The organism is Photobacterium swingsii, assembly GCF_024346715.1.
Lineage (GTDB): Bacteria > Pseudomonadota > Gammaproteobacteria > Enterobacterales > Vibrionaceae > Photobacterium > Photobacterium swingsii.
This window is the reverse complement of record NZ_AP024853.1, coordinates 997,028-1,020,160: the sequence shown is the minus strand read 5'-3', so window position 1 is coordinate 1,020,160 and position 23,133 is coordinate 997,028. Positions and strand designations below refer to the sequence as shown.

General features: G+C 43.2%; 16 protein-coding genes and 1 pseudogene. 9 read left to right on the top strand and 8 right to left on the bottom strand.

All coding sequences use genetic code 11. From position 1 onward, the window contains the following. Window positions 1-52 precede the first annotated feature (52 nt). Window positions 53-1,198 carry an amidohydrolase gene (locus OCU77_RS21890; RefSeq protein WP_048897523.1) on the bottom strand — a complete coding sequence of 382 codons (1,146 nt, stop codon included), beginning with the start codon at window positions 1,196-1,198 and terminating at the stop codon, window positions 53-55. A gap of 150 nt (window positions 1,199-1,348) precedes the next feature. Here OCU77_RS21890 and OCU77_RS21885 point away from each other — a divergent pair, with 150 nt between their 5' ends. From OCU77_RS21885 to OCU77_RS21870, 4 genes are all read left to right on the top strand, one after another. Next, window positions 1,349-1,627 (top strand): PepSY domain-containing protein, encoded by a 279-nt coding sequence (locus tag OCU77_RS21885; RefSeq protein ID WP_084711698.1) that lies wholly within the window; start codon window positions 1,349-1,351, stop codon window positions 1,625-1,627. Window positions 1,628-2,277: 650 nt separating this feature from the next. Next, the gene (gene glgC, locus OCU77_RS21880) at window positions 2,278-3,495 is read left to right on the top strand and encodes a glucose-1-phosphate adenylyltransferase (RefSeq protein ID WP_048897524.1); all 1,218 of its coding nucleotides are present in this window, start codon (window positions 2,278-2,280) and stop codon (window positions 3,493-3,495) included. Further along, a complete protein-coding gene (gene glgA / locus OCU77_RS21875) occupies window positions 3,485-5,014 on the top strand; it encodes a glycogen synthase GlgA (RefSeq protein ID WP_048897525.1) in 1,530 nt (509 codons plus the stop codon). Before glgC ends, glgA begins: the two co-directional genes overlap by 11 nt. Before the next feature lie 243 nt (window positions 5,015-5,257). Continuing rightward, entirely contained in the window at window positions 5,258-7,141 is a 1,884-nt protein-coding gene (locus tag OCU77_RS21870; RefSeq protein ID WP_193391640.1) for a methyl-accepting chemotaxis protein, read from the top strand. 100 nt (window positions 7,142-7,241) lie between these two features. On the opposite strand, the gene glgX is transcribed toward OCU77_RS21870, so the two are convergent. The 5 genes from glgX to OCU77_RS21845 form a co-directional block, all read right to left on the bottom strand. Continuing rightward, window positions 7,242-9,167: a glycogen debranching protein GlgX gene (gene glgX, locus OCU77_RS21865; protein ID WP_048897526.1), complete on the bottom strand. Its 1,926-nt coding sequence runs from the start codon at window positions 9,165-9,167 to the stop codon at window positions 7,242-7,244. A gap of 122 nt (window positions 9,168-9,289) precedes the next feature. Beyond that, a complete protein-coding gene (locus OCU77_RS21860) occupies window positions 9,290-10,105 on the bottom strand; it encodes a MalM family protein (RefSeq protein ID WP_048897527.1) in 816 nt (271 codons plus the stop codon). A gap of 126 nt (window positions 10,106-10,231) precedes the next feature. Beyond that, window positions 10,232-11,554: a maltoporin gene (locus tag OCU77_RS21855; RefSeq protein WP_084711712.1), complete on the bottom strand. Its 1,323-nt coding sequence runs from the start codon at window positions 11,552-11,554 to the stop codon at window positions 10,232-10,234. 690 nt (window positions 11,555-12,244) lie between these two features. Further along, window positions 12,245-12,586 (bottom strand): hypothetical protein, encoded by a 342-nt coding sequence (locus OCU77_RS21850; protein ID WP_048897529.1) that lies wholly within the window; start codon window positions 12,584-12,586, stop codon window positions 12,245-12,247. A 147-nt stretch (window positions 12,587-12,733) separates the two neighbouring features. After that, window positions 12,734-12,913 (bottom strand): hypothetical protein, encoded by a 180-nt coding sequence (locus tag OCU77_RS21845; protein WP_048897530.1) that lies wholly within the window; start codon window positions 12,911-12,913, stop codon window positions 12,734-12,736. Window positions 12,914-13,190: 277 nt separating this feature from the next. Here OCU77_RS21845 and OCU77_RS21840 point away from each other — a divergent pair, with 277 nt between their 5' ends. Both OCU77_RS21840 and OCU77_RS21835 read left to right on the top strand, forming a co-directional pair. After that, entirely contained in the window at window positions 13,191-15,116 is a 1,926-nt protein-coding gene (locus OCU77_RS21840) for a BCCT family transporter (RefSeq protein WP_048897531.1), read from the top strand. Between the two features lie 208 nt (window positions 15,117-15,324). Then, window positions 15,325-16,269 carry a universal stress protein gene (locus tag OCU77_RS21835; protein WP_048897532.1) on the top strand — a complete coding sequence of 315 codons (945 nt, stop codon included), beginning with the start codon at window positions 15,325-15,327 and terminating at the stop codon, window positions 16,267-16,269. Between the two features lie 178 nt (window positions 16,270-16,447). Here the strand turns inward: OCU77_RS21835 and malK are convergent, their stop codons facing one another. Further along, on the bottom strand, window positions 16,448-17,557 hold the full coding sequence (gene malK / locus OCU77_RS21830) for a maltose/maltodextrin ABC transporter ATP-binding protein MalK (protein WP_048897533.1): 1,110 nt from the start codon (window positions 17,555-17,557) through the stop codon (window positions 16,448-16,450). 618 nt (window positions 17,558-18,175) lie between these two features. Between malK and malE the strand changes: the two genes are divergently transcribed. The 3 genes and pseudogenes from malE to malG all read left to right on the top strand — a co-directional run bounded on the left by malE (window position 18,176) and on the right by malG (window position 21,910). Continuing rightward, window positions 18,176-19,357 carry a maltose/maltodextrin ABC transporter substrate-binding protein MalE gene (gene malE / locus OCU77_RS21825; RefSeq protein ID WP_048897534.1) on the top strand — a complete coding sequence of 394 codons (1,182 nt, stop codon included), beginning with the start codon at window positions 18,176-18,178 and terminating at the stop codon, window positions 19,355-19,357. Between the two features lie 147 nt (window positions 19,358-19,504). Next, window positions 19,505-21,007 (top strand): annotated as a pseudogene (gene malF / locus OCU77_RS21820) (maltose ABC transporter permease MalF); the annotation flags it as partial. Between the two features lie 12 nt (window positions 21,008-21,019). Beyond that, on the top strand, window positions 21,020-21,910 hold the full coding sequence (malG, locus tag OCU77_RS21815; RefSeq protein WP_048897535.1) for a maltose ABC transporter permease MalG: 891 nt from the start codon (window positions 21,020-21,022) through the stop codon (window positions 21,908-21,910). 594 nt (window positions 21,911-22,504) lie between these two features. Here malG and OCU77_RS21810 read toward each other — a convergent pair. Further along, window positions 22,505-23,110, bottom strand: a complete 606-nt coding sequence (locus OCU77_RS21810) for a hypothetical protein (RefSeq protein ID WP_048897536.1) — start codon at window positions 23,108-23,110, stop codon at window positions 22,505-22,507. Window positions 23,111-23,133: the final 23 nt, after the last annotated feature.

The window sequence follows — 23,133 nt, the reverse complement described above, 5'->3', positions numbered from 1 at the left end:
TAGAGCGCGCCTTATCGAGATGATAGGCGCGCTTTTATATTTATGTTTATTTCTATAGATGAGTATGGCGTTCTTCTAGTAGCTTGATGAATAAGCGAGCGGCAATACCGATAAGATCATCAGGGAAATCAAAATCAGGGTTATGCAATTCAGGATGCCCCTCGCCACTCCCTAAACAAAATAATGTCCCTTGCCAGTGACTGAGAAACTCACCCACATCCTCTGACCATCGCATTGGGTGTGTTGGAACTTCAATTGGATAACTTAAGGCTGTAGCCGCAGAAATCAGCTGTTGAGTACATGCCGGGTGGTTATGAGTGGCAGAAAAGGGCTCAACCCACTCAATTGTCGACGTCAGTCCTTGATCTGCAGTTTGTGTATCTACAAAGGCTTGTAATTGCTTTTGCATACAGGCGAGGGCATGGTCACTGTCGCTACGTATGGTTGCCATGACATTGGCTTTGCCTGGAGAGGTACCAAATCCTGGGTTGCCAATTTTGACATGAACCAAGGTCACCAAGCAGAAGGCATCATCAATACTGTCTGGAAGATCTTCTAGGTAAGCCATGATGCGACTAACCGCAGTTGCAGGGCTACGGCCATTTTCTGGTTTAGCAGCGTGGGATGTTTTCCCCCGCAGCGTAATGTTTACTCCTGTTGATGCACAGGCAAATGCACCTTCTTTTACCACGACAGTGCCAAGCGGGTAGCCTGGTAGATTGTGGTAAGCGTAGACAGCATCGGGTTTGAATTGTTGTAGCCTAGGATCGGCGAGCATCATTTTTGCCCCAAGGCCGATTTCTTCTGCGGGCTGGAAAAGCAAAACAACACGGCCCGTTAGCGGGGGGTGTTGGCTGAGGTGCTCGGCGACACTCAGTAAACTGGCAGTATGGCCATCATGGCCACAAGCGTGCATACAGCCTGAATGTCGTGAGGTATGATCATGTTCTGCTTGTTCACTGATCGGTAGGGCATCAAAATCTGCCCGTAATAAGGTTTCTTTGCCTGCATTCCCACTATTGATGTCAACGACAATGCCGTAGCCACCTATATTGGTATGAGGAGACAGCCCAAACTTTAAAAGCTGATCGATAATAACCGATGCTGTCTTTTGTTCTTGCAGTGATAGCTCTGGGTAGCGATGTAGATGATGGCGAAATCGAACTGGGTCAAAAGCGCCTGATAGATGACTAGACATAGCACCTTCATGGTTAATCAATAGGAGCACACTGTAACGAGCACAATGGAATGAATGTGTGATCCGATTCACGAGGTAGCAGAAACATCGCTGTCGAGAGAGGGATTTAGCTTTGTTATGATGCTTGAGTCCACATTTGGAGAGAATAAGATGAAGTTGTTTGTACCATCTGGCTTTTTGGTTTTAACGTTAGCGATAGCCCCTGTAGCTTGTATTGCTGACCCTGTTCATACGGCACCCACTAATGCACTTACGGTGCAGCAAGCACTTCGTATGTTGCAAGATCAGGGCTACTACGATTTTAAGAAAATTAAGTTAGAGCAAGATGAAGACGAGATTGAAGTTGAAGCTCGTAACAAAATAGGCCATAAAGTTGAAATCGAACTAGATCTTTATACAGGGCAAGTATTAACGATCGAACATGATTAACGGCGAGTACTCGCTTCTTTCCTTGTTACTGATGAGTAACAGCGTAAATGCTTATTGATTTGCTTGCTGTTACTTATAATTCCTTGAGTGTATTTTCTGCTGCAAATTAACTCCTGTTTGGCATTCTTTGGTCGCATACTACCTCTCTTTTTTGTTTGTTATATGTTGTAATTTAACAAGATATTACTGTTAATCCTGTGTTGTTACCGATTGGCGATTTTTTCAATATCGAATTGCTTTTAATTTGTTCTTTGTCCCAATTTTTATTTGGCTGCATTGTAGCAGTGCGTAACAAAGCTGACATATTTCCATCATCACTTTGTATTTAACCCTAAGTTAGAATTGTATTTATGTATCCTTGTGGTTATTGAATGTTGTAATAATCATTACAGGGATGCGATTGTTTTTAACTTTATTTTCAGTGTTAATTATCTGCTCTTGGCACAAAGCTTCGATTTAATTATCGCAAAATGCTTTTAAATCAGTGGTTAAGGCTGGGTTGTGAGGTTGAGTTGGATGTTTGTGTTGTCATTTGGTGTCGCATTTATTGGAAATATTCATCAATATTCAGTGCAAGGATATTCTCAACAACCTACAGAGTGTGATATATATGACAACGATTGCTTAAATTAATAACACGGAGGTACACCATGGCTGGCGTTTTAGGAATGATTTTGGCAGGCGGAGAAGGATCTCGTCTTCGTCCGTTAACGGATTCACGTACAAAACCTGCAGTGCCATTTGGTGGCAGTTACCGACTAGTTGATTTTGCGTTAAACAACTTTGTTAATGCAGACTTAATGAAAATCTACGTTCTTACTCAGTTCAAATCTCAGTCTCTTTATGTCCACATGAAGAAAGGCTGGAACATCACAGGTATTACTGATCGTTTCATCGATCCTATCCCTGCTCAGATGCGTATGGGTAAACGCTGGTATGACGGTACCGCTGACGCCATTTATCAAAATATTCGATTTATCGAACTCGCAGAGCCAGAGCAAGTGTGTATTTTTGGTAGTGACCACATCTATAAAATGGATGTGAAGCAGATGCTTGACTACCACAAGGAAAAGGAAGCACAACTTACCGTTTCAGCTATTCGTATGCCACTGCATGAAGCAAGCGCATTCGGTGTCATTGAAGTGGATGCAGAAGGGCGCATGGTAGGTTTTGAGGAAAAACCTGCAAATCCAAAATCGATTCCAGGCGACCCAGAGCACGCACTTGTGTCTATGGGTAACTACGTTTTTGAAACTGACGTATTGTGCCGTGAGCTTGAAGAAGATGCTGAGAATGAAAATTCTAGCCATGACTTCGGCAAAGACATCATTCCAAAACTGGTTCCTCAAGGTAAGGTGTTTGTTTATGACTTCAACACCAACGTTATCCCAGGTGAGCAAAATAACGGTTACTGGCGTGATGTAGGTACGATTGAATCGTACTGGCAGGCACACATGGATCTATTGTCGGAAGATGCACCATTCTCACTCTACAACCGTCAATGGCAACTACATACCTTCTACCCACCGCTACCTCCTGCGACTGTACTTGATAGCGAGGAGTGTAAGGTTGATATCAATAACTGCATGGTATCAGCAGGCAGTTATATTCGTGGTGCGCGCATTCATAAGTCAGTCCTTGGCTTCCGTACCAATGTGGATTGTTGTAGTACGATTTCAGAGTCCATTATTTTGGGTGATGTTAAAATCGGTGCAAACTGCTCAATTCGCCGTGCGATTATTGATAAAAACGTCATGATTGCACCAGGGACAGTGATAGGTGAAGACCTAGAGGAAGATCGTAAGAAATATCACGTTTCAGACGAAGGAATCGTCGTTATCCCTAAAGGAGCGAAAATTGGCTACTAAGAAAAAAGTGGTAACGAATAAGCCGTTAAAAATCTTATTCGTATCATCTGAGGTTGAAGGTTTAGTGAAAACAGGTGGGCTAGCCGATGTGGCTAAGTCTTTACCTGCGGCATTACAAGCAATGGGGCACGATGTCCGTATTGCCATGCCGTATTATCGTGCGCTTGCTCAGCGTGAACAGGTTGAACCTAGCATTAGCACTGAGCTAAATGTTGCGTCCCAACCAGCACCTGTACCGTATCAGGTTATGCCGCTTAATAGCGGTGATGTGTCGGTATATGCGATTGATGCGCCACAGTATTTTGATCGTGCAGAACTCTACGCTGAAAATAATGAAGCTTATGCCGATAATGGTGAACGCTTTGCCTTTTTCAGTGCAGCGTCGCTTGATTTATGTGAAAAAGTAGGCTTTCAGCCAGACTTTATTCACTGTAATGACTGGCATACAGGTTTGGTTCCCTTTTTACTGCGTACTCGTTATGCCGATAGTGCTTTCTTTGCCAATACAAAGAGCGCGCTGACTGTCCATAACGCGGTATTCAAAGGTGTATATAATTACGATCAATTCAGCTTGATCCCTGAGCTAATTCAGCACCGTTACATGCATTTAGAGATGGACTCTGCCCATATCAGTATGTTGAAAGCGGGTGTTGCGTACGCGAATAAAATCAACGCTGTTAGCCCTAATTATGCTTCAGAATTACTGACATCACTGGGTGCGCATGGGATGGACTTTGATTTCAACCAACGTGCGAGTGATCTTTTCGGTATTGTAAACGGCTGTGACTATAATGACTGGAATCCAGAAACGGATCCCTTCATTAAGCAACATTACAAAGCGAATAAAATCAGTATGACACGTGGTAAAAAAGCCTGTAAACGTGATTTGCAGCAGCAAGTGAATTTACCCGTTAACGATGTCCCTCTGTATGGCATGGTATGCCGACTTACTGAGCAGAAAGGTATTCATTACTTATTGCCTATTTTGCAGCAATTCTTGTTGCATGATGTGCAGGTCGCAATTGTAGGTACAGGGGACCCACGGCTTGCTGCTCAATTGCATGACTTAGTGAAAGCGAACCCAGAAAAGCTGTCATTCATTGAAGCCTACGATAATACATTGGCGCATAAAGTCGAAGCTGGAGCTGACTTCTTCTTGATGCCATCAGAGTTTGAACCTTGTGGTTTGAACCAGATGTACAGCTTGGCATATGGCACATTACCAATTGTACGTAGCGTTGGTGGTTTAAAAGATACTGTGATTGATTACGATCAGACGCCACAGGTTGCAACGGGCTTTATGTTTGATGCGCCAACAGCTGAAGGTTTGCTAATAACATTACAACGTAGTTTGCTTTTATATTGTCAGCAACCGCAAGAAATTAAGCGCATGCAGCAAAATGCAATGGCGTGTAAATTTTCTTGGCAAGAATCAGCTGAACGATATGTTGAAATGTATTTAAGTGATGCTACCGATGGTACTCAGACAGAAATAAGCTCAGAATCATTGTCACAATAAAAAATATATTTTTTAGAGGAGCCTCCAAATTTTGGGGGCTTTTTTTATTTTTATACCCTTAATTTATAAATTAAACCGTATTAATGACGTAGATGGTATTGCTGTGTTCAATTATTCCTTTTGCGATTTATTAAATGCATTAAAAATGTCATAATCGCTTTTATTTTAAGCTGTGAAATAAATACGGTTATTGGTCATTTTTTAGAACATTTACACACAATTATAACATTAAGGTTAAAAATAATGAATTTAACACTTAGGCAAAAACTGGCAGTATCTGCAAGCATTGCGATTATATTAGGAGGCTTAGTTGTCACCGCTTTGTCTTTTATCTCTTCCTTGGGGCGGTTAGATCAAGACTTAAGCACGCGTTTGAAAGGTGTCGCATCGGCTTACAACCACTATGTTGTTGATTGGTTGGATGCCAAAGGCACCGCACTTTCAGCTATGCCGACACGAATTTCAAACGATTCGGTGCAGCAGCATTTAGAACAAGTGCGTGATTCCGGTAAGTTTGATAATGTCTTCCTTGCGTATAGCGATGGTTCACAAGACAATGCTAATAAAGTGATTTTACCTCCGGGTAATAATGACCCGCGCGAATGGCACTGGTTCCAAAATGCCATCAAGCTAAATGGCAAAGTGACAGTAGAAAATCCAACGGTTGCCGCGGCGACTGGTGCGAGTGTCGTTTCTATGGGTAAAGCCATTAACATTTTCGGCCAACAAGCAGTGCTTGGTGCCGATGTGGAAATGGTTGATATTATCAAGCAGCTTGATGAAGTCATTTTACCGGGCAAGGGCTACATGTTTATTGCCAATGATGAAGGTAATATTTTTGCCCATGCAGATACATCGTTGTTGAATAAGCCTGTAAATGCCAAAGATCGTGATTTAACCTTTGATTTATTACAACGTCTTGCACGTTCAGGTCAGGTCTCTCAACAAGATATTACTGGCAATGAGAGCTATGTTTTTGTTGCGCCGATTCAAGGTACTAACTTAAACACGGTGATTGTGATCGATCACGACTCTGTGGTTGCGCCTTTATACACTTCTTTGTATGAACAGTTATTTACCACGTTGCTTGCAGTGATTGTGTGTGTGTTCTTATTCAATATGCTTTGCGCATACCTATTTAAACCACTGCAGCAAGTATCAGGTGCTTTAGCCTTGATTGCACAAGGTGGTGGTGACTTAACTCAGCGTATTGATATTGATACCAATGATGAAGTAGGGGATCTTGCCCGTAACTTTAACCGTTTTGTTGCAAGTCTTCAGACATTAATTGGTCATATTCGTGCGCAGGGTGAGGAATTAAATCACACCTCAGAAGCAGCAGAGAGACGTGCTGAGCAGTCTGCTCTAGAGTTAAACCGCCAACAAGATGAAATCACCCTAGTTGCGACCGCGGTAACTGAGATGGCATCTGCGACGCAAGAGATTGCATCACATGCAGAGCAAACGGCGCGTGCAGCACAAGATTCAACATCCCATACTACAAGTGGTCATGCACTGGTGACCCAAAGCCGTGAATCTATCAATAACCTAGCAACAGAAGTGAATGAAGCAACCCAAGTGATTGGTGAACTTAATAGTCACGCACAGGGTATTAATAGTATTCTCTCAACGATTCAGGGCATTGCTGAACAAACTAACTTGCTTGCATTGAATGCGGCTATTGAAGCTGCGCGTGCTGGTGAGCAAGGCCGTGGTTTTGCCGTGGTTGCAGATGAAGTGCGTGTGCTTTCACAACGTACTCACACCTCGACGGAAGAAATTCAGAGCATGATTGCCACCTTGCAGACAACAACATCGAAAGCTGTTGGTCTGATGGAAACCAGTACGCAATTAGCACAGTGCTCGGTAGACGATGCGGATCAGGCGACAGCTGCGTTGGATCAAATCAGTGGTTCAGTCGCTTCGATTAGCGATATGGCGACGCAGATTGCGACGGCTGCGGAAGAGCAAACGCATGTAACGGATGAGATCACTCAGAATACAACTACGATCAAGGATGTGACTGATCAGCTTGCGGTAGATGCACAGTCATCGCGTGAGCAAGCGCAGAGCTTAAGTAAACAAGCTTCTGCTCTAAACGATAAAGTGGCTGCTTTTGTTGTGTAATACCAACACCGTTTAATTTGGCTAAAGATAAAACGCCCGCTCTATTATCAGAGTGGGCGTTTTTCATTATATGGCTTTATTGCAGTAGGTGAACTTAATACTAACGACGATGCAGGATTGTCATCGAATGGGCAGACTGCATATGCGTGGTGCATACTGTAGGCTGGCTAGGGTTTAAGTCAGCAGTATCGCAAATGATTTCCCATGGGCTTCCTTTAGGCAGACGAAAGCGTGTTGGTACCTTATCTGGGTTAATTAAATACAATAACTCAGAACCACAGTGGTATAACCCTAAATGCAAAATGATTGGTGAATGCTGATGCCAGTCATCGACATTTAAGCGTTGGCTATTGGGTTTCATCCAATTGATACGATGTTCACCACGACTTTCGCCGGAAAAGCCTTCAATGAAAGGCACCATAAACTGGCTGCGGGCAGCAATAATCTTTTGTAACCACTGCTGAAAGTCATCTTGTACCTTATTTAACTGCCAGTTTGCCCAACTGATTTCAGAATCTTGGCAGTAGGCGTTATTGTTCCCTTTTTGGGTATGTGACAAGCTATCGACTGCCAGTAAATGCGGAATACCAAAGCTAAACAATAAGCTAGTGATCAAGTTACGTTTTTGCCGTTCGCGCAGGTTAATTATCGCAAAGGTATCTGTTGGCCCTTCTATACCATGGTTGAACGAGCGGTTATCGCCGTGCCCATCTCGGTTGCTTTCTTTGTTTGCTTCGTTGTGTTTGTGGTTGTAAGACACTAAGTCTTGCAGGGTAAAACCATCGTGGTAGCTAATGTAATTTACGCTTAGCTTATCGGGCCATTTTGAGGCACTAAACAAATCACGTGATCCCATTAAGCGTGTTGCGAAATCTCCTAAACTGGTTTTATGATTCCAAAAGCTTCTGGTGATATCGCGAAATTTGTCATTACACTCATTCCAGCGCATAGGAAAGCCACCCAATTGATAGCCATTAGGGCCAATATCCCAAGGTTCAGCAATGAGCTTGGTGGATTGTAATACGGGATCTTGGTGGATGCTTTGAAAGAAGGCCGAGCGTCGATCGAACAGTGGGCCTCTACGACCTAATGTTGCGGCTAAATCAAAACGGAAACCATCAATTTGGTACTCTTCCACCCAGTGCCGTAACGAATCCATGACGGTTCGGAGCACTGGAGGGTAGTTAAGATCAACGGTATTGCCACACCCAGAGTAGTTTTCAAATTCACCTTGCCCATTCATTAAATAGGCTTTGGGTGCGAGTTGTTTAAAGTTGAAGATGGGACCACCATGGCCACTTTCAGCGGTGTGGTTATAAACAACATCAAGAATGACCTCGATACCGTGTTGATGCAGGGTACGCACCATGGTTTTTAATTCGGTAATGGGATCGCTAATCGCAAATTTGGTGTCGGGGGCAAACCAACACAGTGGGTTGTATCCCCAAAAATTGGTGAGCTCTTTATCGTGAAGGTGTGCTTCATCTAGGCTGGTGGCAATTGGCATCAACTGAAGTGTCGTGATACCTAATGACTTAAAGTGTTCAATACATGCTGGGTGACAAAGGCCTAAATATTTACCTTGCAGCGCTGCGGGTATATCAGGGTGGAGCTGAGTAAAGCCTTTGACGTGTAGCTCGTAGACAAGTGTGTTAGCTTGTTCTATCTGTGGCTTTTCAGTATTTTGCCAGTCAAAGCCATGATGTCTAATGACAGCGGTTGGCACAGTTTCTGACAGCGGATTGTCGGTTAACTGGTGTGCATAAGGGTCGAGCAACCACAGCGTTTCTTTTGGTGATATCACGCTATAAGCGTAACGCATACCAGCTTGGATTCCACTGACATGAGCAGAGTAGATATGGCTATGGTTTTTATATAATGGAATAGAGTGATGGTCGTTATTGTCATCAAAAATAACGAGCGTGAGCCCTTTGGCGTTTGGAGCGTGAATTGCAAAATTACACCCCGTCGCTGTGAGAGTTGCACCAAGTGGAGCCGCGGTGCCTTTGGTTACTTGCCAGTCCATGGAGTCCTCAATACGCAATAAAGGCTGCCAAGGCAGCCTTTGTAATATTCACACTATCATTTGCAGATAATAAGCTGCGAAATAGCGTCATGATAGTGAATGAATAAGTGTCCTAATTTTCATTATTTCTTAGCTTCGACAGCATTAATGAAGGTTGGGCGTGCGTCGGCAATCCCCAGTTTTTCAGCTTCATCAAGCAGTTTCATAGCTTTATTTAGATCACCATTATTTACAGCATTTTCAATGGAATTCAAGTAGTAAGATGATCTTTCTTCTGGGCTAGGTGCGTAGTCGGTCCGTTCAGCTTGATATTGGGTGTTATCTGCGACAGTTGTCACTGTTAGCTCTAGTGTGCCGATATCAGTATGGGTAGCAATTGGATCGGCAATCGCCGGTGGTTGGGTGTTACGGGCAATGGCAGAAGCCTTCGCTGGGTGCAGTAAAGTGGTTGTCTTAGCCAGTGCATCAGGTGTTGTTGATATTAAGACTCGAACTTCTTTGGTGTCTGCTGGTGGCATGAAAGTGATAGCGCCAGACAGGTGATCGTCCGTCAGCATGGCTGCAGGTACATAATTAAAGTTGTCTGCAGGGATGGTCGTAATAAGTTCGTTTTTTTCGTTATAGACAGACACCACAGGAGCATAAACTGTTTTTTTAGCGAAGCTATCCAGCTTAATAGTTAATGCCCCTTGATTAGCTGGCAACGTAAAGGCGGCGATATGGCCTGCACTATTGGTATCAATTAACTTTTGGCTGTTGGCATCGATAGTAAATTGGCTGCTACTCGGCGCATTAAGCGGGAGCCATTGCAGGCTTGCTAATGATGTATTCACGGTATTAACAGCGTTGGTTGGCGCTTGGGTAGTGACGGTTTCTGTATTTGTGACACAACCACCAAGTAAAGCGGTAACCATGAGTATGGAGAGTGTTTTTTTCATTATGTCTTCCACCTTTGTATGAGCTGTATTTGGTTTAATCTGCTAATAAAATAGCGATAGACTAAACCAAATACAGCCAGTCATTGAGACTGGCTGATAATTTAACTTATTGGGTTAGCGCAGTGCTTACCACCAAGCTTCAGCTTGGATACCAACATTGTATTCAGATTTGCTGTCGCCGAATGCATTGTCGTTTTCGTGATCTGTGATGTAGCTTGCAAATACACGGATTTCAGGACGTGCCCAGAAGCTAGAGCCCGCAGACCATGCTTGTGCAACTGTGAACTTGCTCAGTGCTTTATCACCAAGATCTGAACCTAATACAGCATCACCATCAGTTACGATAGGGTTGCTACGTAGGTCTGCATTTTTCTCAGCTGTGTAACCCGCTTCTACGATGGTACGCATAGTGTCGTTCCATTTGTACATAGGGCGAACAACAATGCTGTACACGCTGTGGTCATCTTGGTTTTCTTTGAAGCTAGTGTTTGCATACATTAGCTGGTGACCGATTTCAATTTTCTCTGATGGTGCAGCAACACCCCAGTTGATTAAACGGTAACCCTTGTCAGCGTTAGTAACGGCTTTCACACCCATACCTGCGCCGTAAGTTGTCATTTGTTCTGCACTACCGTTAGTACCGTATTGAAGAACTGTTTTGTTGAAACCACCGAATAGATCGCCTTGCGTTAACTCAGCGGTGAACATGTAGCTGCTCTTAGTGTCTAGGTCTTGTGATTTAGCTTCGTTAGGAAGGAATGCATTCACACCCAGTTCTAGTGAACCATTTTCCCAAAGACCTAAACCTGCGTAACGAACATCGATGATGTTGTTGTTAACAGATGTTGTTTTTTGCGTGTCTTTATCAATGATTTGACCGTAAGTTGGGCTTTTTTTATCTTGGTCGATAACTTTTTCAGAGCCAACTGTCTTAACATCAACGTCGTCACGGATCCAAGCAAGAGATAGCTTACCTGGGCCTGCAGTTAGGTTTTCAACACCACCACCTGCACCAGATGTGTTCCAGTAGTAGAAGTCAGTGATATGGATATCGTGACGTTGGTAGTAACGCTTACCAGCCCAGATTACAGCATCAGCATCTGACTCGATAAGACCTTTTGCTTGTGCATTAAACTGAACGATTTGTGGGTTTTGACCACTCCATAGCTTGTCTGAAGTTGAACCACCTGCAAGCATTGAGTCTAGGTAGAATGACTTACCGTCTTGGTTGTAAACTTCTTTACCTAAACCGATTTCACCGTAAGCGTCATTTTCGTTACCTAAACGACCGATACCGTTTTTCGCTTGAGAGATCATGCCGCCATTGTCGCCGCTGATACCTGCACCAGCACGCATGTAACCATGGAAATCAACGCCATCAGATGCCATTGCAGATGCTGATACTAAAGCCGCAGATACAGCTGCTGCTGTTAGGCAGATTTTGCTCATCTTCATTTGTAACTCCTTAAGTGAAACATTATGTTCTTGTTGTTTTTCCGTTATATCAATTAGGCTGATGGAACCGCCCTTTTTATAATTCTTTGCAAAGCCATGACGAGACTACAGTTGGCTTTGCAAAGAATTGGCGGGAACCAGGGTTTATCCCGCCGACCGTTAGGCCAATCTCAAATGTGCATGTGAGAAAAAGGTGAACTCAGCAATAAAACTCTTATCCGTATTTGGATGAATTCATTGTGCTCTTGCTGCTAATTAACAGCATCCTCCTCCGAGATATTAATTTCAGGAGGAGGAGGGAGGAGGAGTGCGCAGATCACACTTTGTTATTTCATAAAGGAAAATAGAGCTGAAAGGCTTATTAAACGTGGTGAAGATCACTTAAATAAAAAAGGTGTGATCATTGTCATGTAATTAATTTGAACTTAATCACGTCAGAATTCATGCATTAGGGGGATGAGGAGGGCTTATTAAACGTTTAGCGATTTATTATGAATAAAAATTGTGACAAGACGGAGTTTGTTAATGAATAACGTGAAATTATTAGTGTGATCAATTCACTATTTATTTTCTGTTTGGTGTTGAAAATAAAACCTTGCTCACGGTTTTATATTTATATCGACTAATGGATACAATGAATCAGAAAGGCATTTGAAGATGAAAAACAAATGCCTTTAATTGAATTTAATTTCTGATGTGTTGATGGTTCAAGTAACCGGGTTCATAAACACCATTATTATAACTCCCAATTTTCGACAGCTGATCGTTGGTCGATGCTGTGCGATGCGCACGTGTTTCTATCGGGTAGTTCACATAGTTAGGCTCTATGACTCCCGTTTTTGCTTGATGGTTTATGGATAGCTGTGTGCTGGCGGTATTACGCGATCTTTCACGAGCGTGACTGTAGTTGGTGTAACCGGGTTGATAGATACCTTCAGCGCTAAAGTTACCTATATTCTGTAAGTCAGCTTGAGCAATAAAGCTGCAACTTAGGGTGAGTGCAGCAAGTACGGGTTTAATAAACATACTGAATCCTCATACTGTAGTGATTCAGAAAAAAAGACCGCGTTTGTTGTGTTTTCTTTCACAGTGCGAAACCTTGAACAAACGCCCTATGCATGGACGGTAATGCATAAGGCGTTTGGTATGTTAATCGTGGTGAAATGAAGGATGTCATTCATCAAAAAAAGCTCGCCCTTCAATGGAGTAGGGTTCGTTACTATCGTAGAGGTTTGTTTTTCCTCTGTATTCAGTCAGCTTCTTTTCGAGTAAAGTGGCTTCATAGTAATTACCTTCTTCATATGCCATTGCAATACGGAGTTCGATGTCTTCGAGTCTCTCTTTATTGTGCATTAGAAATCCTCCAATGATTTTCAGCTACCTAGTTAAACTGATATCCAAGATCAGTTTATGTCACTTCTTGTGTTTTTTCCTCTTGGCCGCATGACGGTTTTTGCATGACTTTTATTCGGTTCACTGCACCATTTATCTTGAAAAAAACAGGGTAGTAAACGGTATAACTGACGAGTGAAAATTTTGATGAATATGATGAAATAGTTAGTTTGTCTTCGGTGTGGGAAGCCTTGATTATCGCGGTATCCAGTTGGATTTATCGCTGTAAGGAGACACAGTGAATACTCGTAACAAACACTTTGAATTAATAGATAAACCCACTTTTTGGGGCGCGTTAGGTATGTTGATATCTGTTGTGCTTCCACTACTCATTTTTCCTAAAGAAGGCGCAGAATGGATTGCCATTGCTAAAACCTTCATGACAGATAAGCTAGGCTTCCTTTACTTAGGTTTAGGCCTTGCATCATTCTTCTTCATGATTTATATCGTTTTTTCTGATATCGGTCAGATTAAGCTCGGTGATAGTGATGAAGAGCCTGAATTCAAAACAGCCTCTTGGGCCGCGATGTTATTTTGTGGCGGTATCGGTGCCAGCATCTTGTTTTGGGGGGCAATAGAATGGGCCTATTACTACCAAAGCCCACCTTTTCAGTTAGAGCCTGGTAGTGAAGAAGCGGTACGTTGGGCTGCAACGTACGGTATTTTCCACTGGGGGCCAATCGCATGGGCTATTTATTTAGTGCCAGCGATCCCTATGGCTTACTTTTTTTATGTGCGTAAGCAACCTGTTCTAAAAGTATCTGCTGCGTTAATGCCTGTTTTGGGTGAAGCACGTAGCCATGGCTGGATAGGTAAAGTGATCGATGTACTGTTTATTTTTGGCTTGCTAGGTGGTGGCGCAACTACCTTGGGTCTTGCTGCACCTTTGATCACTGAGGGGGTTAACTACCTATTTGGCATACCGAAAACCATGACGACACAGATAGGGGTACTTTTTGTGTGTACCGCTATTTTTGGTTATTCCGCGTACGCTGGTATGGAAAAAGGTATTAAGTTACTAAGTAATATTAACTTTTGGGGAGCGATTGGCTTACTTGCGTTTATTCTGATTGCTGGCCCTACTATTTTCATGTTGGAAACGGGTCTAGATTCATTAGGACGCATGCTATCAAACTTCTTTGTGATGGCGACATGGGCAGAACCTTTTGGTGGCTATGGTTCATTTGAAAATACCCATTTCCCACAAGATTGGACTATTTTCTACTGGGCGTGGTGGTTGGTGTTTGCACCAAGTATGGGCTTATTTATCACTCGTATTTCACGCGGTCGTACGATTAAACAAATGGTCACAGGCTCGATCTTCTTTGGATCCATGGGCTGTTTCCTATTCTTTATGATTTTGGGTAACTATGGTTTATCGCTACAACTGTCTGGCACGTTAGACGTTGTTGGCATCCTCAATACGGAGGGCGCGAATAAGGCGATCTTCTCGATCTTACAACAGCTGCCTTTTAGTACCCTTGTTATTGCTGTATTTACTCTGCTTTGCCTTATTTTTACTGCCACAACCTTTGACTCTATCTCTTACATTTTGGCCTCTGTGGTACAAAAGAATGTAACCGGTGATCCAATGCGTTGGAACCGTCTGTTCTGGGCGTTTGCATTGTCATTTATGCCTGCGGTTCTGTTGTTCATGGGCGGTTTATCTACCTTGCAAACGGCAGCGATTGTGGGTGGTTTGCCACTGCTTGTGATTGCAGTGATGCTGATGATATCGGCTGTTAAAGCAGCGACATTGGATTTAACCCATCAAGATGGTTATGAAGATCCTGTGATCAACATTGAAGATCTGCCAGAAATCGATCCTTGGTCAAAAGAAGGTATGGCGTTCTCGAAGTTTGAACAGCTAAAAGACGTTGCAATCGAAGCGGCCGTGAATGAGCGAACCGCACTGAATGCAATTTGGAAAACTAAGAAGGCGATTCGTGCTGCAGCGCTTGCAAAAGGCGTTCATGAGAGCGAAGAGGATGCCATCTCACAAGATTTATTGGATGAATTGGATCGTTTAACCAATGAAGCTATGCTGGCCAAAGAAGAAAAAATTGAAGCGTCTGAATTAGCGCAAGCCGCACGTATTGAGTTTAATGATTTAGTGAAACAGCGTGAGTTAGTTGAGACAGAAGACGTCGCCGTTTCTTCTTAATCTATAGCATCACGACTGAGGTTTCTCAGTGTAATATTCAAGCCCCGCCTTATTACTTTAGCGAGTGATGGTGGGGCTTTCCTATTTTCGCTACATAGGCGGGAGGGCGTTTAATGACTTATCGCAACTGGTTATCTATGCTAATAAATGTGTCTGCATTGTAGGCAATAAGCAATGCCCCTTCTACATAGTGCGATCAGGAGCTTGTATGAAATCTATTCAACTATTGTTCCCTATTGTGCCAGAGCAAACCATAGATGCCTCTCTTCACCAAGCATTGAAGCTAGCCGATCAATGTTCATCGAATGTTACTTTACTCACTGTAATTGACGATCTTGCGGAGTTTAAAGAAATTTATCGTTACTCGGGTACCACACTCAATATTTTGGATGAAGCGACCAAAATTTATTATGAGGCGCTTAATCAACAGGCCCAGTCATTGAAACGTCAGTATGGCAATATTCGGTTTCAAACCAAGATCCGTATTGGTGTGCCTTATATTGAAATCATCAAAGAAGCCAAAGCCTTGAATGCGACTATGGTAGCGATTGATTCTCATCGTGCAGATAAGACGATTGCCTGTCAGAGAGGCAGTAATACACTGAACTTGATGAGAAAGTCTGAAGTGCCTATTTGGTCTATCAGTACCGATGGCGCAGGGATACAGCGAGTGGTGGCTGCGATTGATCTCACGAATCAAGACTATCAGAGCTTTAATCATAAAATCATTGCGTTAGCATCTGATATTTGTGCTGTATTTGGTGCAGAGTTGATCCTATGCCATGCTTGGCGTTTGGAGTCTGAAGGGTTTTTAAGAAAGTGGAGTCAGTACGAAGATATTGATATTGCGCTCTTGTCCAAGAGTATGCGAGATGATCGTATGGCGCGGCTACAGTCTTTGTTAGAGCCTTATGAGAAGAGTACCATCACGACGCATGTGAAATTGCTTGAGGGCGAAACACGTGAAGTTTTGCCTGAATATGTCGTCAATAATGACGTCGACTTGGTGGTGCTTGGATCGCTTTCACGAGAAGGTATTGCCGGTTTTTTAATGGGCAATACTGCGGAATCGATCTTGAACCAGCTTGATTGTTCGGTGGTGACATTAAAACCCGATACATTCACTTCACCAGTACTTTCTGATAATGAATAATGACTTCATCACTGCGGGTGAAAAGTATTGATAACTGCGCTCGGAGTGTTTTGTTTAGTTACACATAGAACAGATCGAAAAAGGCTGGTAGTGACCAAACAACCAGCCTTTTCGGTTTTGTGCAGATTTGCTAGCACCCACAGGGGATAAGGTGAAATGCTAGCAAAGTCAGCAGCCGTTATACGCCTTCTTCTTTAAATAGACGTTGGCACGCTGAACCATCGCTGTGGAATAGGTGGCAACGGTGAGCAGGAATACCAATTTCGAAATTATCGCCTGCATCAATGTTAAGCGTGTCACTCTCGCGGTAAATAAAGTCGGCATCAACACCGCTTAAATTCAGGTAAACTTGTGTTTCGTGGCCAAGTTTTTCAACAACTTGTACTTTACCTTCAATGCATGCGTCGCCTTCAGCACAAGGTACTAAGTGCTCAGGGCGGATGCCCAGTGACATGCGCTCACCGCGTGTTACGGTTGTGCCGTCAACAGGGATCCAGAACGCTTTACCATTGGCTAGCTGTACCATGACACGGTCTTTTTCAGCTTGTTCAATGAACACGCTCATGAAGTTCATTTTTGGTGAGCCAATAAAGCCGGCAACAAAACGGTTTTGAGGGTAGTGGTATAGTTCTAACGGTTTACCTACTTGCGATACAAAACCGTCATCAAGTACAACAATCTTATCGGCCATGGTCATGGCTTCAATTTGATCATGCGTTACATAAATCATGGTACTACCCAGTTGTTTATGTAGCTTAGATAGCTCGATACGCATTTGAACACGTAGTGCTGCATCAAGGTTAGACAGAGGTTCATCTAATAGGAATACATCAGGTTGTGCGACCAGAGTACGGCCAATAGCAACACGTTGGCGTTGACCACCTGATAAGGCTTTAGGCTTACGCTCTAACAGGTGACCCAGCTGAAGAATTTCAGCAGCGTGATCAACACGCTTTTTAGTTTCACCTTTATCAGCTTTTGCTAACTTCATGCCGAATGACATGTTGTCGAATAGGTTTAAATGCGGATAAAGCGCATAAGATTGGAATACCATACCCACGCCACGCTCTGACGGCGGAATATCATTCATTCGTTTGTCGCCAATGAATAAATCACCTGACGTGATATCTTCTAGGCCAGCAATACAGCGAAGTAGCGTTGATTTACCACAACCTGATGGCCCAACGAATACAACGAACTCTCCTTCAGCAATGTCGAGATCGACATTCTTGGAAATCAGGTTATCTCCATATGCTTTACATACATTTCGTAAAGTGACACTCGTCATCGAGCCATTCCTCTAAGTTTTGTTGTCGCCTGTAAGCTGCATGGTATTCGTACGGCTGCTTACGGGTAAAGAATTTTATGAGTCTGTTGAAGAAAAAGCGGTAGCGGATACACCTGGCAGATGTTACTCCGCTACCTTACCAATCACACATAGCTTACTTCCCCAAGAAGCTATGTGGTGTTTAATTCTAGTGGTATGTCGACACCAGAATCACGTCGGTCAAAAAACAATAACAGTCAATGCGGTTAAACATCTTCAACAACCCAATTGGGTATGAGGCTATTCTCATCAAGATAGCCATCAATAACATCCTCCTTGGGGGAAATTAAAATAGGCTGACAGAGGGGGAGGAGTACCTAGATCACAGTTTGAAAAGTCAGGGGATGAGGTTTTTTTTATACCCCAATAACATGTGCTTTCTATCACAAAATATAGAGGTTATTAGATCCCCGTCACGGAGTCATGTCGACCGTGATCACGCTTTTGATTTATTGCATTCGGGGGCGTAGTAGACAGGAGGATGTGACTTGCTCGCCAGTAATGGATGATTAAGACTGAAATTGCGGTGTGAGCGGTATGCCATACCCACAAATATAACAATCACGAAGGATGTTAAAAATGAAGAAAGTCCTCAGTACTGTAGCGCTTTGTACCCTAGCTGCTCTTGGTTCAATCAGCGCACATGCAGCAATTGAAGAAGGTCAATTGACCATCTGGATCAATGGCGACAAGGGCTACAACGGTTTAGCTGAAGTAGGTAAGCAGTTTGAAGCAGACACAGGTATTAAAGTGACTGTTTCTCATCCTGATAAACTAGAAGAGAAGTTCCCACAACAAGCATCTACTGGCGATGGTCCAGACATCATTTTCTGGGCACATGATCGCTTTGGTGGTTACGCACAAGCGGGTCTTCTAGCTGAAGTAAAACCATCGGCTGAGTTTAAGAAGCAGTTTGTTGACTTCACTTGGGATGCTGTGTCTTACAACGGTCAGTATGTTGGTTACCCTGTTGCAGTAGAAGCACTTTCTCTTATTTACAACAAAGCTTTGATCAAGACGCCACCTAAAAACTGGGAAGAAATGGCAGCACTCGATAAGGAACTACAAAAGGATGGTAAGAAAGCCATCATGTGGAACCTACAAGAACCCTTCTTCACATGGCCAGTACTTGCAGCTGACGGCGGTTACGCATTCAAATTTACCGCTAACGGCTATGATGCAAAAGATGTGGGCGTAAACAACGACGGCGCAAAACGCGCGATGACCTTCGTGAAAAAATTGGTTGATGGTGGTGTGATTGCACCTGATGTTGACTACTCAATTGCTGAGTCTGGTTTCAACAAAGGCGAAGTAGCAATGACAATCAATGGTCCTTGGTCTTGGGGCAACATTGATAAAGCTGGCATCGATTATGGTGTTGCAGTGCTGCCAAAACTTAATGGTAACCCTTCTAAACCTTTTGTTGGTGTACTAACAGCTGGTATCAGCACAGCGTCACCTAACCAAGACTTAGCTGTTGAGTTTATTGAAAACTACCTACTGACTAACGATGGTCTACGTAAAGTTAACGATGATACGCCACTAGGCGCTGTTGCGTTGAAATCTTTCCAATCTGAGCTAAGCGAAGATACACGCATTGCAGCGACAATGGATAATGCGATGAATGGTGAGATCATGCCTAACATTCCTCAAATGTCAGCATTCTGGTACGCAGAAAAAGCGGCTATCGGTAACGTAGTAACAGGTCGTCAATCTGTTGATGACGCACTAAACACTGTTGCAGAACGTATTACCAAGTAACACTACCCATCCCGAGGGGAGGCATGCTTCCCCTCGAAAGAAGCACTGTGAGGATCACTAATGCAGTCTCATCAAACTGCCGACATGGCGATAGACGATTCCGATATGGAAAATTCAAAAAAAACTAGCCTTGATCATAAGAAATGGCTGAAGTGGGCCACGCTAGGATTAGTCAGCCTAATTAACGGCTACGCCACGATTCTTATGTATGCTCGCAGCGAATATGCCTTCGCGTTATTAACGCTCTTTATTACTGCGCTTGGCGTGTACGTTTTTGCACGTAAAGAAACCTATGCCCACCGTTATATTTTCCCGGGTGTGGCAGGGATGATCCTATTTATTATTTTCCCACTGCTTTATACCATAGGGTTAGCGTTCACTAACTACAGTGGTGCTAATCAGCTGACTTTTGATCGCGCACAGAGTGTATTGCTTCAACAAAGTTTCCAAAGTGGTGACAGCTACAAGTTCACCATGTATGAGCAAGATGGTAAATACAGTATTGCGGTACAAGATGGTGAACAGTGGTATGTGACAAGTAATATTGATCTTGCACAGTTGCCAGAAGACGACGTGCTATTAACGCGTAGTGAAGCACCACAAGGTAAAAAAGCACCGCTTAAAACGGTTATTGGTAACCGTGCAGCATTGTCCGAAATTACATTAGCAACAACAGAAGGCACAGAACTTAAAATGTCTGGCCTACGTACTTTTGCTGAAATTACCCCACTTTATCTGTTGCAAGATGATGGCGAAACACTGGTTAACCAACGTGAAAGCATCACACTAAAACCGAATTGGGATATTGGTCATTATCAACAAGTTGATGCTAATGGTGAGTTTGTCGGTGAGCCACTGTCACCTGGTTTTATTGTTAACATTGGTATGGACAACTTTACCCGTATCTTCACTGATCCTGGTATTCAAGGTCCATTCTTAAAAATCTTTGTTTGGACAGTTGTGTTCTCTGCACTGACTGTTGTGCTCACACTCGCTGTGGGTGTGGTTCTGGCTCAAATTGTTTCTTGGGAAGCGCTAAAAGGCCGTGGTGTTTACCGTGTGCTCTTGATTCTGCCTTATGCGGTGCCAGCTTTTATCTCTATTTTGATATTCAAAGGTTTGTTCAACCAAAGCTTCGGTGAGATCAACCAAGTATTAGAAGGGCTATTTGGCTTAAGCCCTGCATGGTTTACTGACCCATTCTTAGCCAAAACTATGATTATCATAGTGAACACTTGGTTGGGTTACCCGTACATGATGATTCTTGCAATGGGTCTATTAAAAGCCATTCCGGAAGATTTGTACGAAGCATCAGCGATGGACGGTGCAGGCCCAATTGATAACTTCTTCAACATTACAATGCCACTGCTTGTTAAACCAATGATTCCACTATTGATTGCGAGCTTTGCGTTTAACTTTAACAACTTTGTACTGATTCAGTTATTGACCAATGGTGCACCAGATATGATAGGCACCAGTGTACCTGCTGGTCATACCGATTTACTTGTTAGTTACACCTACCGTATCGCATTTGAAGGTGCAGGCGGTCAAGACTTTGGTCTGGCAGGTGCTATTGCAACGATCATCTTCCTATTGGTGGGTGGCCTGTCACTACTGAACATGAAATTCACTAAGCTTGAATCTGAGTAAGGGATACAGAACATGGCTATGGTTCAACCTAAATCATTAAAATACAGACTGTGGGCGACTCACATTGGTATGTGGATCTTCCTTGGTATTATGATGTTCCCACTATTGATGGTTATCGCGATTTCTTTCCGTGAAGGTAACTATGCATCAGGCGAGTTAATTCCAAGTAACCCATCATTGGAGCACTGGAAACTGGCATTGGGCATTGCGGTAGAAAATGCAGATGGTAGCGTGACACCACCTCCGTTCCCAGTACTAACTTGGTTGTGGAACTCAGTGAAAGTGGCGGGCTTAACCGCGATTGGTATCGTGACACTATCAACAACCTGTGCTTATGCCTTTGCTCGTATGAAGTTTGTCGGTAAAGCAACGATTCTTCGCGCAATGTTGATTTTCCAAATGTTCCCAGCGGTACTGGCGCTTGTAGCTCTGTACGCATTGTTTGACCGTCTAGGCGCATATGTGCCATTCCTCGGTATGAACACGCACGGTGGGGTAGTATTTGCCTACATGGGTGGTATAGCACTGCATGTGTGGACAATTAAGGGCTACTTTGAATCGATTGATGGTTCATTGGAAGAAGCTGCGGCTCTGGATGGGGCAACACCATGGCAAGCATTCCGCATGGTACTACTGCCATTGTCTGTGCCAATCCTTGCGGTAGTGTTTATTCTATCCTTCATCGCTGCGGTCACCGAGGTGCCAGTCGCGTCACTACTTCTTCGCGATGTAGGCTCTTATACTCTTGCGGTAGGTATGCAGCAATACTTGTACCCTCAAAACTACTTATGGGGTGATTTTGCGGCTGCAGCGGTACTGTCTGCATTGCCAATTACAATTGTGTTCTTATTAGCCCAGAAATTCCTTGTTGGTGGCCTAACGGCTGGTGGCGTAAAAGGTTAAATTAGTAAGTTGCAATACACAAAACCCGCCATCAGGCGGGTTTTTTTATGTCAGCGCCACGAAGGGGTCATGTAACTTGCTGTTATTCGCTGCTTGTCTTATATCAATACTGAAAATAACAAGTATCACTCATACGTATATAATACATGAAAAAGCCAATTTATTTATTCGTTTTCGGGGAACTTATACGACGTAGAAGTCACTAACTAAGTGATGATAAAACTACCTGTTAATATGAATTATTTTGTTTTATCTGGTCGATTAGACTGCTACTATAATTCTTAGATAGTATTTGTTCTGCTCTGCTAAACCATTGATTTTATAAATTAATGACTGGTTAGCATAGTTGCATATGATTCGAATAATAATAAGGCCGACCTTTTTCACTTAGAGGAAAGCCACTCCCAAGTATAGGGCTTAACAATGGTTTGGTCGCCGATCTGTTAAGATACCGTACTTACCTTTATATTGGCGTTGCTGCATAGCTGGACCTATGCTGACTTAGTAACTAAGACAAGATAGGTTTTATTGGTAACCGAAACCCGATGTTTTCATCGGGTTTTTTTATGGGTGTTCTTTCACTTTCTCTTTAAATTAGAAAGAAAATTGCATGCCGAACTTGTAGCCAATTTCTGTTTTATGGCGATTGGCTAGCTCAAGACCCGCGACTAAGCCAAAGACACGGCCAAACTGAAAGGTATTATCAAAAGCGATACTTTGGCGTGATTGCTCAAGCATCTGATGTTGTACATCAACACTCAAATTCCAATGGTTGGCAATTTGTGTGCGTATACTTACCTGGCAGTAGGGTGCAAGTTCTGAGTGACTGGTTGTGTTGTCACGAGATGCACTGTAGTTAACCACACCACAGCTCATAGGAACGCTAAGAAATGGACTGCGGTAAGGAGCAAAGCCTACACCAGCCTGCCATTGGTCGATATCAGCGCTAAACCGTGTAGTAGCATCTGCATAGCCTTCAAAATACACACCAGAGAAAAGTTCAGCTTTCAGATCAAGGTAAAAACCACCAAGGTTTTTCCACTCGTCATTGTGATATTTATCGTTATAGTAAGGCGTCATCGCTTCGGTTGCATAACGTGTATGCTTGTAGCCAAAACCAATAGCGCTGAAATTGTCGTTGATGTTGCTTGATGCGAAAGTTGGGGCTGCAAAAAGGGAGATAAGAAGTAGCTTTTTCATCCGTAAAATCTCGAACTACAATA